The sequence below is a fragment of the Bacillus sp. GM2 genome, assembly GCF_056155945.1.
Genome location: NZ_JBRKSZ010000008.1, coordinates 1,532,257 through 1,548,104 on the forward strand (window position 1 = coordinate 1,532,257; position 15,848 = coordinate 1,548,104).

The following is a 15,848-nucleotide window of genomic DNA, read 5'->3' on the forward strand; positions in this document are numbered from 1 at the left end:
TCAAATTTCCATATAAAAAAATTCCCCTTTAAGTACACTGTTAGTGTTTTTAAAGGGGAATTTTTATTTCCTGATCAATTTCAAACAAACCAACGAATATGAAAAGGATACTAGGATAAATCATCAGCGTTCTGATTTGTGACTCTTAATAATTTCAGCCGACCATTGGGTTGTACCTGCCAGTATGCTAAACTGCCATGTGAAGAAACATTGGTGTATTGAAAGTTTCGATCCGGTGCCAGCTCTTTTGGGAATTCAATATATTCACCTGACTTCCCTTTAGAGATCCCTTTAATAGCTCCCGATAGTTCTACTTCATTTCCTATTTTTCTAATTCGGGGAAGGGTGTCTTGGGCATAAACCTTTGCATTGTTTAATAATTTGACTTCGCTATAGTTAAAGCCACTATCATAAGTGGTAGATTGGGGTTGAGCTGCATTGTTAGGTAAAGAGTTAAGCTGTGTACTCCTCAATTCGTATATTTTATTTAAAGCTGACTCGAAATCCTTGACTAGCATATATTGTAATGACTTTTCATTTTTTTGGGTAGTGTATCTTAAATGAATATCTTTTGTGTTTAAGGGTTCAAATATCAGTTCCTCTTTAAAGCTTTCTTTATCACTTGTTTTATAAAGATACGAGAATAAATCATTGGATGACAGATTTAAATTTCTATCTAACAGATATTTATAAGAATTTCTCCAATGGACACCAATGGTTTTTTCAGCATGCAACAGGGTAGGATTGTTAAACATTAGAGAGAGCCAATTCAAAATATTTTTATTAATAAATTGATTGGTTGATCTATAAGGGAAATGAGCCAATTTTAGGTTTAACTTATCATTTATTTTTTTCTTTCCCTTGTAATAAACGTAATGGTTTCCATTTCCTATTTTGTAATTTTCATAATCTGTTTTGTCATGGCAAATTAGAGACTTTGCAGATTGATATTTTTTTCTCCTATACTGTATCTTCTCTAAAACGTTTTCGTTAAACGAAAGGTCTTCTAAATAAGCGTACTCAAGCCTATCCATTTGATATATATTACCCTGTTTGATATTTTCTTTGAGTTCGGTTATATCTCCATATATAAACTCATCGGCGTCTAAAAAAATTATTGCATCGAAACTAAATTCCTTGGAAATTTTATGGTATGCTTCAGTGGTCTTTTTATTTTGTTCAAATGACGGATCATCGTCTTCCCATAGTGTTATAGGCAACCCTTCATTTAAAAGATTTTGTAATATTGTTCTCGTTTCATCATTCGGACGATTAATTGAAATGAACATATGATCGAGAAACTTTAAATTGTATCTAATAAATACTTCTATAATATCAGCTTCGTTCTTTACCATTGTAAAGGAAACAATAGTTTTTTTATCTTGATCGCATGATTTGTACACTGTTGGCAACTCCTTAAAAGTTTATCGGCTAATTTAAAAGTCTGTTTCTGTTTGGTCTTTTGTACTAATACCTTCTTTTTATTCTAAACAAAAAAAAGAAAATAACAAGTTTCAGCTAGTCAATCGTAATATGGCAGTTAATATTTCCTTGTTTTAGCTTGAAGTTGTCCATCGTCTTTTAATTTTTTGCAGACGACTTGAGTACAGCTTGAATCTGTTGGCTCTGTGCTTTAAGAAATCATTCAAGAAATTGAGAAACATTTAGAACTTGGCTTTATTCAATTTTCAAGAGAATGACTCAGCCGCGAAAACCGTAAGACGTTCAGATAGATATTTCTCTATAATCAGAAGTCGTTTCGGTTACGAATAAAACTTGTTGAAGAAGGATATAAAGCGATCCTAAGTGGAATCGGTTAAATTACATGTGGCATTTGGACGGCAGCAAGTCATATCATTGTAAGGTGTTTACTGAGTTCGCTGGCAGCATGGAAAAAACACTTTGTAGCCTAACAGATGATTTTTGTTGAATGTCTAAGGTGCAGTTCTTTGGAAATAGATCGAAAAAATGTCTAGAGAAATAAGGGGACTAATAGTATTTAAGAATTGTCTTGGTTGAACGATTAATGACATAGTGCCTATTTTATATGCGGTCACTAAGTTATAAAAGATCAGGATTTTTTTTGTCCAAAAGGCATTATTTTTATCTTTGAAACAGCTCCCGCCTTCTTTTTTCTTTGTGTTGTCAATAGATCATTCGTGCTGTTTAAGGTGTGTTTTTCGCACTTTTGATTTAAATAGGAGTTTATAACCCCCTTGTGAATCAAAAACTCGACCGTTAGACATGTTTTTTTGAAAATCAACCTCCTAAAGATCTTAACTTTCAGCTTCTTTTATGATATCATAAGACATTATTAAACACTGTAAAAAAATGTTGAATTGGTATTAGTAAAGGAATATTTGATTACCACAGAATTTTTTGGATTGTTTTTTAATTTTATTTTAGATTATTTTGTTTAATTAGAATATTGAAATTCTTCATATAGAAGTGATAGCTGTTACTTCTTTTTTGGTTGTTTTTTGTGGAGAGCGTTTGGATAATTATTTAGTTTAGCGAAAAAAATAGTTTATATCGGGTATTGGGGGATAAGTAATATTGGTTATTGATGATGTAAAGCATATAAGTATGAACTTTTTTAATTTGAATTTAAAAAATCAACCTGAATTCACGGTTAGAATTGTCAATCAATTAGATCAAACGAAAAGCTTATCTCTTCAGAAATATGAGAACAAGCAGGGAGAAATACTAATAGATTTAGAATCGCTTTATTTATATGAAGAAGGCGATTATGAGATGTTTATTTTTAATTCGAATACGGGAGAACAAACGCCTGTATATTGCGGGACTGACCTGTCTCCTCAGAGTTATAAATTTAAAAATAATGAATTAAGCAGGTTAGAGGTAGGATGCAGCGAGGATAAAGTTTTAACTTTTTCGATACGAAACAATGACATTGTGGTTAATGCAGTCAAAACAACTTTTTCTGAAAAGTTGTTTACGGTTGAAATTGAGGTCTGTGGAGAAATCGACTTGAAAGGCATTAACCCTATTCTCTCCATTAAAAAACGTTCAAAGTCTAATAAATACGGCCAATATGTACATGAGCATCTATACGACATAGAAATAGATGAAGTAAACAACAACCTACTCTTTCAAACCAATTTGAAAGAGATTTTAAAAAAAGCTATGTCCCCTAGTGAGGTATATGATCTTTTTTTAAGGTTAGAGGATAACGGACAAGTTAAAGACTATCCAATAAAGCTGATGCGAAAAGATTTCAATGAAGATTATCAATATGACAACAAAACTTTATATAAATTCAAACCATTTTCCACAATATATAATACTCTGGCATTTATATTCCAACCCTTTGAAACGGAAGTTTATCTTTCTGAAATAAACAAATCTGAAGATTCATTAAATTTGGAGGGAGCAATTATAAGCAGCGAAAGTGAGTTGGATTATTTTGTAAATAAAACATTTTTTATATTAAAGTCTCTTAATAAACCAAATGTATATCATTCTCTGATTGGGAAAGTAATAGATGGTATATTCCAATTTAAATTAGATGATGAGTTTTTAAGATGTATGGAACGAAATTCGAGATGGCGTTTGTTTATTCGAACATATAATGCATTTGATAATCATATAGACTTTCCGGTTAAACTTTTTGGTTATCAAAATCAGTCTTCATGTCAATTTGATTATCAAACTTATTCTGTTTCGCTACAGCAAACTCGTGATCAAATAATTATTTCAATTAATAGCTAAGGTCTGAGGTGAAAATTTTGCTCCTTAAAAAGTTGTGGAAACCCAAAGGTAGTCGGATGAGTTCACTGCTTTCAATTACATTTTTTGATGAAGTAATTAAATTGAATGTGAAAATGAATGATACTGTGGATGTTTCTGATTACTATAATTTACTTTTTTTATTGAAAAATAGGTCTACGCAAGAAGAAATCTTAATAAACCCTGATGAGGCAGTAGCATCCAATACAGAAATTTCAATTCAATACACCATTGATAAAAGCGTTTTTGGGCAAGTAGGGCTTTGGGATGCCTATATTTTAAATAATGAATCGGATAATAAATATCGAGTATATGATGGTTTAACAGCAAAAATGGAGATGAGATCATCGTCAATAAAAGAACTCGGACGAAATATTATTCTTTATTCGACGGTTAAAGGAAACCTATCTATTCGTGTGACATCACTAGAACCATTTTATATGCTGAAAAAAATTCATATCAATGAAAATGGAGCACTTTTAATAAGAGGTGTAGCCGGGGGAATTGATATTAAGGATTTAGAAGAGGTCGAGGGAGTTTCCTTTATATTGGAATCTAAAGACCATCAAGTTTTAGAAAAAAGTTTGGATTTAATAAGAGCAAATGGTCAAATCTTTTTTGAAAAAGAGATTAATCTTCGGGATGTCTTGTCTCTATTTAAATCCTCAAAATTATCTGTATATATAAAAACAAGATATAAAGGAGAAGAATATACAAGCTCTCTCTACATTAAAAACAAAAGTGTGCTTCCGAAGGATAGCATTTTTATTAACCATCATTCCATCTCTTTTCACTCGGTAAATCGTAAAACCGAAATGACATTTGAATTATATATCAAGAATATAGAAAGTCATTATGAATTGAATGAAGTCTATTTTAAAGATGAAAATCTAACCATCAATGGAGAAGTATTAAATAAATCGATAGGTGAGGAAGTTTCATCTGTACTTTTTAGAAATAGATCAGATTTTTCAGTGGTGAAAATTCCGATAAAGACAAATATCATTAAGATCAATTTAGCTAATCTGTTGAAGGATGCAGAACTAGGCCTGGGAATATGGGATATTTATATTGAAACAAATTACAATAGTTATCGTGTATCAAAGGTATTGGATGACATCGAACATAAACAAAAAATTGTTCAATTACCACAATACACTATGGAAAATAGTTTAAACGAACTTTTTTCTGTTAAGCCTTATTATACATTAAACAATGATTTATCTTTATTAATTCGTAAAGTGGCAGCTCAGAAAAAAATTCAACATTACAGAATTGAAAAAGACTCTTTTATATTAAACGGCCTTCTTAATGTAAATCCTTCAAATGGGGAAATGGCAAAAACCTTAACAGGTGAATTTTCGTCCGTTATCTATTTTCGGATTCCAAATAAAACAGAAAAAATAACTGTCCCGGGAACAATTAACTTGGAGAAAACATCCAATACCATTTTGGAATATTCGTTCGAATTCATTAGCAGCTTCTTAAATCGTGATGTTTTAAATGATCTAATACGAGATATTAATTTTGATTTAGCCATATTGAAGGTTCATATTGATGATAACAAATTTATTTATCTCCAGCTTAATATAGATGCCCAAAAAGGCGTATTTTCATTTGAAGATAGAGCAAAACTAAATAATAACATTATTAATAGATTATTATTTAAAAATTATAATGTGGTTTATAGAATTTTTAATAAAAGTCTTCCTATTAATAATAAAATCATTGTGTTTCAAAGTTTCCATGGGAAAAGCTATTCATGCAATCCTAGGGCAATTTATGAGGAGTTAGTGAGAACACGGGGCCAACAATATAAGTACGTGTGGGTTTTAAATAATATAAACAAAAAGTTAACAGAAAACAGTAACACTGTTATCGTAAAACCTAATTCACTAAAGTATTTTTATTACATGGCGAAAGCAAAATATTTTGTTAACAATGGTAACTTTCCTGATTTTTATCGAAAGCGTAAAGGGACTGTTCATATCCAAACATGGCATGGAACACCACTAAAAAAGTTAGGATACGATATTAGCCCGAATTCACCTTCATATAAAGAAAATACATCACCTGCTCTTATTAGAAGAAATAGTAGATGGGACTTTACTGTTTCGCCAAATACTTTTACTTCATCTGTGTATAGGAGTGCTTTTGCTTTTAAGAAAGATATATTGGAAACAGGGTATCCTAGAAATGATATTTTTTATGTGTCCAATAAAGAAAAGATCGCAAATTCTGTAAAAGAAGAGTTGGGGATTCCGAGAAATAAAAAAGTTATCCTTTATGCGCCGACCTGGAGAGATGACGATTTCCACAATAAAAAACAACATGAACCATTTCAATTTAAATTTAATTTAGACCACTTTATTGAAAAGTTCGGTGAAGAATATGTGCTACTAGTGCGGCTTCATTACCGGGATGCAGTTCGTGCTCAAATAAGCAAATATGAAGGACTGATTTATAATGTTTCAAACTATGATGATATTAAGTATCTTTATTTAATTACTGATATTCTTGTAACCGATTATTCTTCTGTCATGTTTGATTTTGCTAATTCCGGAAAACCAATTATATTTTTTGCTTATGATATAAATAAATATTCTTCTGCTCTAAGAGGCTTTTATTTTAATTTTAGGAAAGAGGCTCCTGGTCCGATTGTTACTAATGAAGTGGATTTATTTAAGTCAATAAATAATATAAAACAGATTAGTTTTCTGTATAAAAATCTGTACAAAGATTTTTATAATAAGTATTGTGAATTCGATGATGGGCTTGCATCAAAAAAAATAATTGATCGTATATTTTAGGGTGAGATAATGAAAAAATATTTTTTGGTTATGAATGTCTTTGGAATGGGCGGAACTGTAAGAACAGTCTTGAATACAGCAAATTATCTGGTTGATCAAGGAGAGCCAGTCGAAATTATTTCTCTATTTAAGAGGCAAAAGAAAGAGTTCTTTTATATAGATCCCCGTATAAAAATAACTGTACTGCACGATATGACAACATGGGATAAAAAAGGAAAGAGTTTTAAAGCAAGGATGGGTAATTATCTTTTAAATAAAGAATCTAAAATGATTCATCCGGACGAAGAAGCTCGGCATTTCTTTTCTTTATTATCAGATATAAAACTTTATACGTTTATTAAATCAATAAAGGAAGGAATTTTGATTACAACGAGGCCAAGCTTTAATTTATTTGCAGCTAAACATGCGCCAAAAGGGGTTATATTAGTTGGACAAGAGCATTTGAATTTTTCAGTTTACTCAAGCAGAATGCAACGGTCGATTCTCAAATACTACCCTCGTTTAAATTATTTATTAACACTTACAGATGATGATACACACGATTATGTGAAGTTGTTTAAAGGAACAAAACTCAGAATTAGAAAAGTTACGAATTCTATTCCTGATATAGATCCAATGCAATCTTCATTAGAATCCAAAACGGTTATAGCTGCAGGGCGACTTGTTGAACAAAAGGGGTTTGATCTATTAATTCATTCTTTTAAGCAAGTTGTTGCAAAACATCCGGAATGGAATTTAAAAATCTTTGGTATTGGTCAGGAAAAAGAAAATTTGAATAACCTCATTATAGAAGAAGATCTTTATAATCATGTTTACTTAATGGGACCGACTGATAATATTCAAAATGAATTGATGAAATCCTCAATCTATGCTCTCAGTTCTCGTTTCGAAGGTTTTGGCATGGTTATAGTTGAAGCGATGCAGTGTGGAGTACCGGTTGTAAGTTTTGACTGTCCTAAAGGGCCATCTGAAATAATCAGAATGAATGAAGATGGCATATTAGTAGATAACGGTGATGTTGATCAATTTGCTCATTCTCTAAACTTTTTAATTGAAAATCCGGAAAAAAGAAAAAAGATGGGGAATCAAGCAATTATAAATGTAGATAGATACTCTACAAAAAATATCGGAAAAAAATGGCGAAATCTTTTTCGAGAAATCGAGAACTCATCACCAGTATTAGTGGAACCTAAAATTGGAGTGGATAACCATGGACTATAAAGTTTACATGCTCATGTTTGGCGGTTTGCCAGCAAAACCTACAGGCTTAGCAACCTCAGTATTAAGAAGAAGTAATGTTCTATCAAAAAGTAATATTAAAAATGATATATTAATACACGAATGGTACATTAACTATGATGAATGTATTAATTCCCTAGAAGATAATAATCAACTCGAGCCCAACACTACAGTTCGTTATCTATATAATGAACTCGCTAATGATACACAGAGAGATGAGAGAGTCGGAATCGTCCATTCTCCTGAACAGGATGGATCGGTTGCGGTTCAGGACGAGGTTAAGAAGAATGTTTATAGATGCTATAAGGATGGACTTTATTTAAAATTCAAATGGTATTCGGAAGAAGAAGGGCATTTATTGTTTATTGATCACTTATTGCCTAACTTTATCAGGGAGAAACGTGAATGGTTTGATTCGAAGGGATACGTAAGAAAAGTAGAGTATATGGATTATCAAACAAATACACCATCCAGGGTTCTGCTTTTTAACAAAAAAGGAAATTGCTATTTGAGTTTTTCAAAAAACCCAAAAACTAACAAAACAAACCAAATTATTTACTTTGATGAAAACGGCAGCTTCAAGGCGAAGTTTAATAATGAAAAAGAGATGTTAGCTTATTGGCTATTAAATTATGTATTAACTGAAGAGAAAAAAATGTTCTTAATATCTGAATATGGTTTTAATCGAGTCCAGTTGCAGAGTATTGAAAGTAAGTTGCAAAACTTAAAGGTTATTTATACATTCCACAGCAATCACTTTGCTGCACCATATACCATTGGCAGTCCGATAAGAAAAGAACAAATTGACTTCTTTAATCATATTCACGATTATAGTGCAGTTGTGTTTTTAACAGAAGAACAAAAGAATGATATAATTTCACAATTTGGTGCAAGTGACAAGTTTTTTGCGATACCGCACCATGCCCCAAAGGTAATTGCCAAAGATACTCAACGAGATTCTCGTACTGTGGTTTTTGTGGCAAGATATGAGAAGATGAAAAATCAGGATCATGCCATAAAAGCATTTAAAAAAGTTGTTGATAAAATACCGGATGCAAAACTAGAATTTTATGGGCGGGGTTCTGAGGAGCAAAATTTAAAAAACTTAATCAAGGAGCTCGGTTTAGAGAATAATGTATTGTTAAAAGGCTTTTCTGTTGATGTTTATAACGTATTTTTTGAATCAGCACTCTCTTTAGTAACTTCTGATTATGAAGGGATATGTCTCTCCTTAATGGAAAGTATGTCTGCTGGATGTGTTCCAGTTTCCTACAATTTCAAGTATGGTCCTAGAGATGTTATTTCAAATGATGTTGATGGGAAAATTGTAGATAGAGGAAACATTGATCAGCTAGCGGATGTAATTATTGAGCTATTAAATGACGGTGAAAAGAGAGAAAGAATGTCAGTTGAAGCCGCTAAAATAACTGAGAAGTTTAGTGAAGAGAGATTATTGAAAGACTGGAAAAAACTTTTTGAAACGATTTCAAATTAACGTTTTTCAGGCATACTTAAAGAAAAGGCTAAGGGGTAACTTAGCCTTTTTCGTATTTGGATCGCGGAGAGTTGGTTCCAAAATGCTAAATGAAGGTTCTTAACTTTGTTTTGATGTGAAAAAATTTTCAACATCTGTTACAATAAACTGCGGTACTTTAAATTTCTTTAGCAAAAAAACCCCAAATCAAATTAGTTTAAGGAAGATAACCAATGAATGCAATGATAAAAGTTTTGAAAGAGGTATTTTCTTCGCTTCCGCTCATTATGCGGCTTGCGGTTTATGAAACAAAGTCAACGTATCAAATGAACTATTTGGGTGTTGTTTGGCAGTTTCTAAACCCGCTGATCCAAATTTTAGCCTATTGGTTTGTTTTTGGAGCAGGAATTAGAGGCGCTAGAGCAGATGTCGAACACTATCCGTTTATTATTTGGATGCTTGCGGGCATCATTCCTTGGTTTTTTATTAGCCCAACGATACTTGATGGATCAAACAGTGTATATAAAAGAATTAATTTAGTGTCTAAAATGAATTTTCCGGTCAGCTCACTGCCGGCGGTTGTAATTGCTTCAAATTTATTCAGTTACTTTGGGATGACGTTGATCTATGTCCTGATTCTGATGGGTAGTGGATTTTTTCCCACGTTGCATTGGCTGCAATATTTTTACTATCTGTTCTGTATGATTGCATTTATGTTTTCATTCAGTCTGTTGAATTCAACAATCAGTGTATTAGTAAGGGATTATCAGTTTTTGCTTCAAGCAGGGACAAGACTTTTGTTTTTTCTCCTGCCGATCTTTTGGGATGTGGCACACAGTTTGGCAAACAAGCCGTATGTGGTAACAATTATTAAATTAAATCCGCTTTACTATATTATTGATGGTTTTAGAAACAGCTTTTTAAATGGTGATTGGTTTTTCCAAGATGTAAAATATACTTTGTATTTCTGGGTATTCACATTACTGCTGTTGACGGTGGGGTCCATCTTGCATATGAAATTCAGGGACAAGTTTGTTGATTTTCTTTAATAAAGTAAGGAGAATATACGATGAAACTAAAAGTTTCGTTTCGAAATGTTTCAAAACAGTATCAGCTTTATGAGAAACAATCTGATAAGGTAAAAGCGCTGTTCCTGCCTAATAAAAGTGATAAAGGGTTTTTTGCTGTGCGAAATGTCTCTTTTGATGTTTATGAGGGGGAAACCATCGGTTTTGTCGGGATAAACGGTTCTGGTAAATCGACGATGTCGAATTTGCTTGCCAAAGTTATTCCTCCGACTACAGGTGAAATCGAGATGAATGGACAGCCCTCCCTGATTGCAATTTCGGCTGGATTGAACAACCAGTTGAGCGGGAAGGACAACATCCGGCTTAAATGTTTGATGATGGGGCTGACCAACAAGGAGATTGATGAGCTTTATGATAAAATTGTCGAGTTTGCTGATATCGGGGATTTTATCAATCAGCCTGTTAAAAGCTATTCAAGCGGGATGAAATCGCGCCTCGGTTTTGCGATATCAGCTCACATCGATCCTGACATTTTAATAATTGATGAAGCACTGTCTGTCGGTGACCAGACATTCTATCAAAAATGTGTCGACAGAATTAATGAATTTAAAGAGCGTGGAAAAACAATTTTCTTTGTAAGCCATTCAATTAGTCAAATTGAGAAAATGTGTGACCGTGTTGCATGGATGCACTATGGCGAAATGCGCATGTTCGGTGAAACCAAAAAAGTTGTAAAAGAATATAAAGCTTTTGTTGATTGGTTCAATAAGTTGTCTAAAAAGGAAAAGAAAAAATACCAAATTGAACATGTCAAAGAAAGAATGCTTAAACAAAAAGAGGAGAAAACAACTCGTTTTTCTAAAAAGGAGAAGAAGTCAGAAACTGTTGCTAATGCTATACAGATATCTATACTGTCTGTATTGCTTGTTGCAATAGCAGCAACGATGTTTATCAGCACTCCTTTGCGAACAATTGCTTCTTTTGGCGCTATTCCGGGAAATGAAGCAAAGAAAACAGAACAACATCAAGAGCAAAAAACAAGCCGTTTTACGAAGGTAAATCAAACTGGATATGTGTTAACTGAAGACCTTCAAACATATAGTGATAAAGAAGCGAAACACAAAACTAAGGTTTCTTTAAAATTTGGAACAAAAGTGACCCTTATTTCTCAAAATAAAAAAGTTGCAAAAATCAATTTCAATCAAAAAAATTACTTTGTTACTAAAAATGGTGTTACTCTGGGGAATGAAAAATCAAAAGCTAACCTATTAGTAAACGCTTTTAAGCCGTATTTCAATGAAAATGCTCAAGCTTCTTATGAGTATTTACTCTCTTTTCTAGGGAAAGACGAGACAGTATTAAAGGAAGGTTTAAAAGGGGTAACGAAAAAAAACTTTGAAGATGGAAGGAACGGCTATTATCTTAGGTATGAAAATGTAAGTTATGTTTTAGAAAATCAAAAGGCAACTACAGTTATATTTCACGATATTCAGAAAGTTTCTCCCAAGTCTTTAATGCTAAAAGATGATCAAGTAATTTTAGATAAGAGCAAGAACCGGTATATAATTAGGACAAAAACTCAACTGTTTATTATCGATAATAATGAGCATAGTCTGAGTGTTGCTTCTGTACACTAATAAAAAAACTGGCAGCGATCCAATCCCTGCCAGTTTTATTTTGGAATTTTATATTTCTTCCTTTGCTAAAAGGTCTTGGATAAATGGAATTAGAGAATCCTTCAGTTCGCTGTCCTGCATGGCAAATTCGAGAGTTGTCTGGATAAAGCCGAGTTTTTCTCCGACGTCATAGCGTTTGCCTTCAAAGTCATAAGCGAATACGCGCTGGATTTCGTTTAACTTCTGAATCGCATCTGTCAGCTGGATTTCTCCGCCCGCGCCGACTTGCTGTTTATCTAAATACATGAAAATTTCAGGAGTAAAGACATACCGTCCCAAAATCGCAAGGTTAGACGGTGCCGTGCCCGGTTTTGGTTTTTCAACAAAGTTTTTGACCTGGTATAGACGTCCTTCGTTTGTCAGAGGATCAATGATCCCATAGCGGTGTGTTTGATCTTCAGGGACTTGCTGAACACCGATAACGGATGAGAGAGTTTTTTCGTACTCGTCCATCAGCTGGCGAAGACCAGGTTTTTCTGCTTGAACAATATCGTCTCCAAGGAGCACTGCGAACGGCTCGTCCCCGATAAAGTTTCGGGCGCACCAAACGGCATGCCCGAGTCCTTTTGGTTCCTTTTGGCGAATATAGTGGATATCAGCGAGATTTGACGCTTTTTTTACTTTTTCAAGCAGTTCGGTTTTACCCTTCTCTTCAAGGTTTCGTTCGAGTTCCGGCGAGAAATCGAAATGATCTTCAATCGCTCGTTTGCTTTTACCTGTTACGATGATAATATCTTCAATGCCGGCTTCGACAGCTTCTTCAATAATATATTGTATGGTTGGCTTATCAACGATTGGAAGCATTTCTTTAGGCATCGCTTTCGTTGCAGGGAGGAAACGTGTTCCAAGGCCTGCTGCGGGAATTATGGCTTTACGAACTTTCTTCAACTCAATACACCTTCCTTAAACTATGTTTTCTACTCAGCCAGAAAAAATACGCTTAGCAAGCGGAGAGTATGCTGAATATATGTATGATATACCCCGGAAAATTACAATTACAAACTCATCATATAAGAAAAACAATTCTTAAACAAGTGTAAACAGGTATAAAGCATAAAGATGTTGTATAATAAAGAGAATTCTCATTATCCATCGGTAGGTTTGCGGTTTTATAAATATATGTTTTATGTTGAGATAACAAACGTATTAAAAAGAAATCTGGCTCCTGCGAGAAAAATATAGGCAAAGCTTTCTTTGTAAAAAAGCTGTTCATACAGAAAACAGGTGATAGAAAAATGAAGAAACTAAAAGTCATGACAGTATTCGGCACGCGCCCTGAAGCCATTAAGATGGCGCCGCTCGTCCTTGAATTAAGGAAATACCCCGACATTGAGTCTTATGTGACGGTTACAGCCCAGCACAGGCAAATGCTTGACCAGGTGCTTGAAGCTTTTAACATAAAGCCTGATTTTGATTTGAATATCATGAAAGAAAGGCAAACGCTGGCTGAAATTACGTCTAATGCGCTTGTGAAGCTGGACGAGCTGTTTCAGTCCATCAAACCGGACATTGTGCTTGTTCACGGTGATACGACAACGACATTCGCGGGAGGTCTTGCCGCTTATTATCACCAAATTTCCGTCGGCCATGTAGAGGCGGGGCTCAGAACCGGAAACAAATACTCGCCGTTTCCCGAAGAGCTGAACAGGCAGCTGACGGGATCGATTGCCGATCTTCATTTTGCGCCGACAGAGCAGGCCGAACAGAATCTGCTCCGCGAAAATAAAGACCCGGAGACGATTTTCGTCACGGGAAATACCGCAATTGATGCACTTCGCACAACAGTGAGGGACGGCTATTCACATCCCGTTCTTGAAAAAATCGGGAATGACAAGATGATTTTGCTTACCGCCCACCGCCGTGAAAATTTAGGGGAGCCGATGGAAAACATGTTTAAAGCGATCAGGCGGATCATCGAAGAATTTGACGGCGTACAGGTTGTTTATCCCGTTCATCTCAATCCCGCTGTTCGCGAAGCGGCTGCAAAGCATTTCGGCGATTTGGATAAAGTCCATCTGATAGAGCCGCTCGAAGTCATCGATTTTCACAACTTTGCGGCTGAAGCTCACTTCATCCTCACCGACTCGGGAGGGGTGCAGGAAGAAGCGCCGTCGCTCGGAAAGCCGGTCCTCGTGCTTCGCGATACGACGGAACGCCCTGAAGGCGTTCAGGCCGGGACGCTTAAACTGGCAGGCACGGAAGAAGATAAGATCTATCAGCTGACTAAACAGCTGTTGACCGATCAAGATGAATATCGCAAAATGTCCCGGGCTTCAAACCCGTACGGGGACGGACAGGCTTCGCGGCGAATTGCGGAGGCGCTTCTTTACCGGTACGGATACCGAAGCGCGAGGCCTGACATGTTTAAAGATTAATAAAAAAAGCTTCCTTTTCAGGAAGCTTTTTTTATTTATTAAGGCTTTCTTTCAATTCGGCGGTAATGTCGGACAGGGAACTTTCATCGGCTTTGTAATAATAGATTCCGTTGATTTTTGTGCCGTCGCCTTTCAGCTCATGCTGAATGACTTTTGAGCGGGCTTCCTTATAGCCGGATTGAATATCCCACATATCGTCAAACGTGAGATTCGTTTTAACGTTGTTTTCGATTACTTTGAACATATCTCCGAATTTCGTAATGGATGATATATTGGCGCCTTTATTAATGATTCCTTCGATAACCTGACGCTGTCTGTTCTGGCGCCCGAAATCGCCGTTCGGGTCCTCTTTCCTCATTCTCGTATAAGCGAGCGCTTCTTTTCCATTCAGCGTAATCTCGCCTTTGCCGAATGAATAGCCGTCATATTTGAAAGCGAACGTACTGTTCACGGTAATGCCGCCAAGCGTATCTACGACATCCCTGAAACTTTCCATGTTCACTTTAACAAAATAATCGACTGGAACGTCGAGAAAGTTCTCAACCGTGTCAACCGTCATTTGAACACCGCCGAATGCGTATGAATGGTTGATTTTATCCAATTTGCCTTTACCGATAATTTCAGTATACGTATCCCTCGGGATGCTGACCATTTCAGTCGTTTTCGTTTTCGGATTCACCGTCATATAAATGAGGGAGTCTGCGCGCCCCTTATCACCGTCCCGTTCATCGACACCCATGAGAAGCACGGAAAACGGGTCATGGTTATCAATATCAACTTCTGAATCGCGTTTTTTTGACTTGTTAATATTTTCATGAATACTCGCCACAGTAGATGCCGCTTTATTCCATAAATAATAGGCATAACTGCCTGTGCAGAGGACAAAAATTCCAAGCAAAGCGATAATGGTATATAGAATTTTTTTCTTTTTCTTTCTCTTTTCAGCTCTCATATAGCCCTCACCTTTTATATAGTCTACTTTGATTATAAGTTTCTCACAATTCGAAAACAACAAAAACTTATATGTGTCCTTTTGGATAGACGAAATCATTAGAAAAATGTTTCAAAAAAACCAATCAATCTGCAAAATTTTTCGCTATAATTAAAGAATCTGTTGGAATTTGTCGATAAAAAGGGAGAGGTGAAGAAGATGAAAAAACTCATAGTTCTAACATTATCAATGCTGCTTTTGTTGTCAGCCTGCGGCACTTCGGGCCAATCGGAGGACAAGTCAAGCTCAGACAATAAAAATGCGGCATCTGAAGAAACCATAACTAAAGAAGGTTCATTTGCAGGGTTGGCTGACAGCCACACAATAGCGGTGAACATCGATGGCAAAGAAACAACGCTTCAAGTCGGTGAAGATCTTCAAGACAAAGTCAATTCCATTGAAGAAGGCAAAAAAGTCGAAGTCCAATATACAAAAGGCGAAAATGGCGTTTTGGAGCTGAAAAGCATCGAAACAAAATAAATAGCTGAATCAAGGGGGTTCATAA

11 protein-coding genes are annotated in these 15,848 nt (G+C 35.1%); 8 read left to right on the top strand and 3 right to left on the bottom strand.

What is annotated here, in order from left to right:
- Window positions 1-110: 110 nt before the first annotated feature.
- A complete protein-coding gene (locus ACVC9U_RS22325) occupies window positions 111-1,403 on the bottom strand; it encodes a glycosyltransferase family 2 protein (RefSeq protein WP_441391562.1) in 1,293 nt (430 codons plus the stop codon).
- 1,153 nt (window positions 1,404-2,556) lie between these two features.
- Between ACVC9U_RS22325 and ACVC9U_RS22330 the strand changes: the two genes are divergently transcribed.
- From ACVC9U_RS22330 to tagH, 6 genes are all read left to right on the top strand, one after another.
- Window positions 2,557-3,732, top strand: coding sequence for a hypothetical protein (locus ACVC9U_RS22330; protein WP_441391564.1), 1,176 nt, complete (start codon window positions 2,557-2,559; stop codon window positions 3,730-3,732).
- 56 nt (window positions 3,733-3,788) lie between these two features.
- Window positions 3,789-6,560, top strand: coding sequence for a CDP-glycerol glycerophosphotransferase family protein (locus ACVC9U_RS22335; protein WP_441391566.1), 2,772 nt, complete (start codon window positions 3,789-3,791; stop codon window positions 6,558-6,560).
- A 9-nt stretch (window positions 6,561-6,569) separates the two neighbouring features.
- Complete coding sequence (locus ACVC9U_RS22340) at window positions 6,570-7,781, top strand: glycosyltransferase family 4 protein (protein ID WP_016886516.1); 1,212 nt, start codon at window positions 6,570-6,572, stop codon at window positions 7,779-7,781.
- Window positions 7,771-9,294, top strand: coding sequence for a glycosyltransferase (locus ACVC9U_RS22345; RefSeq protein WP_009329687.1), 1,524 nt, complete (start codon window positions 7,771-7,773; stop codon window positions 9,292-9,294). The genes ACVC9U_RS22340 and ACVC9U_RS22345 overlap by 11 nt, the downstream gene beginning before the upstream one ends.
- A 212-nt stretch (window positions 9,295-9,506) precedes the next feature.
- Window positions 9,507-10,322 carry an ABC transporter permease gene (locus tag ACVC9U_RS22350; protein ID WP_009329686.1) on the top strand — a complete coding sequence of 272 codons (816 nt, stop codon included), beginning with the start codon at window positions 9,507-9,509 and terminating at the stop codon, window positions 10,320-10,322.
- A 20-nt stretch (window positions 10,323-10,342) separates the two neighbouring features.
- A complete protein-coding gene (gene tagH, locus ACVC9U_RS22355; protein WP_016885707.1) occupies window positions 10,343-11,938 on the top strand; it encodes a teichoic acids export ABC transporter ATP-binding subunit TagH in 1,596 nt (531 codons plus the stop codon).
- A gap of 48 nt (window positions 11,939-11,986) precedes the next feature.
- On the opposite strand, the gene galU is transcribed toward tagH, so the two are convergent.
- On the bottom strand, window positions 11,987-12,865 hold the full coding sequence (gene galU, locus ACVC9U_RS22360; RefSeq protein WP_009329684.1) for a UTP--glucose-1-phosphate uridylyltransferase GalU: 879 nt from the start codon (window positions 12,863-12,865) through the stop codon (window positions 11,987-11,989).
- Between the two features lie 347 nt (window positions 12,866-13,212).
- Here galU and wecB point away from each other — a divergent pair, with 347 nt between their 5' ends.
- Window positions 13,213-14,352, top strand: coding sequence for a non-hydrolyzing UDP-N-acetylglucosamine 2-epimerase (gene wecB / locus ACVC9U_RS22365; protein ID WP_009329683.1), 1,140 nt, complete (start codon window positions 13,213-13,215; stop codon window positions 14,350-14,352).
- Between the two features lie 31 nt (window positions 14,353-14,383).
- Here the strand turns inward: wecB and tagU are convergent, their stop codons facing one another.
- Complete coding sequence (gene tagU / locus ACVC9U_RS22370; RefSeq protein WP_009329682.1) at window positions 14,384-15,304, bottom strand: polyisoprenyl-teichoic acid--peptidoglycan teichoic acid transferase TagU; 921 nt, start codon at window positions 15,302-15,304, stop codon at window positions 14,384-14,386.
- A gap of 198 nt (window positions 15,305-15,502) precedes the next feature.
- Between tagU and ACVC9U_RS22375 the strand changes: the two genes are divergently transcribed.
- Window positions 15,503-15,823 (top strand): hypothetical protein, encoded by a 321-nt coding sequence (locus ACVC9U_RS22375; RefSeq protein WP_020453135.1) that lies wholly within the window; start codon window positions 15,503-15,505, stop codon window positions 15,821-15,823.
- Window positions 15,824-15,848: the final 25 nt, after the last annotated feature.

Coding starts and splice junctions, on each gene's coding strand:
- ACVC9U_RS22350 (WP_009329686.1), top strand. CDS start 9,507: ATGAATGCAATGATAAAAGTTTTGAAAGAGGTATTTTCTTCGCTTCCG.
- ACVC9U_RS22340 (WP_016886516.1), top strand. CDS start 6,570: ATGAAAAAATATTTTTTGGTTATGAATGTCTTTGGAATGGGCGGAACT.
- ACVC9U_RS22375 (WP_020453135.1), top strand. CDS start 15,503: ATGAAAAAACTCATAGTTCTAACATTATCAATGCTGCTTTTGTTGTCA.
- tagU (WP_009329682.1), bottom strand. CDS start 15,304: ATGAGAGCTGAAAAGAGAAAGAAAAAGAAAAAAATTCTATATACCATT.
- tagH (WP_016885707.1), top strand. CDS start 10,343: ATGAAACTAAAAGTTTCGTTTCGAAATGTTTCAAAACAGTATCAGCTT.
- ACVC9U_RS22345 (WP_009329687.1), top strand. CDS start 7,771: ATGGACTATAAAGTTTACATGCTCATGTTTGGCGGTTTGCCAGCAAAA.
- ACVC9U_RS22335 (WP_441391566.1), top strand. CDS start 3,789: ATGAGTTCACTGCTTTCAATTACATTTTTTGATGAAGTAATTAAATTG.
- wecB (WP_009329683.1), top strand. CDS start 13,213: ATGAAGAAACTAAAAGTCATGACAGTATTCGGCACGCGCCCTGAAGCC.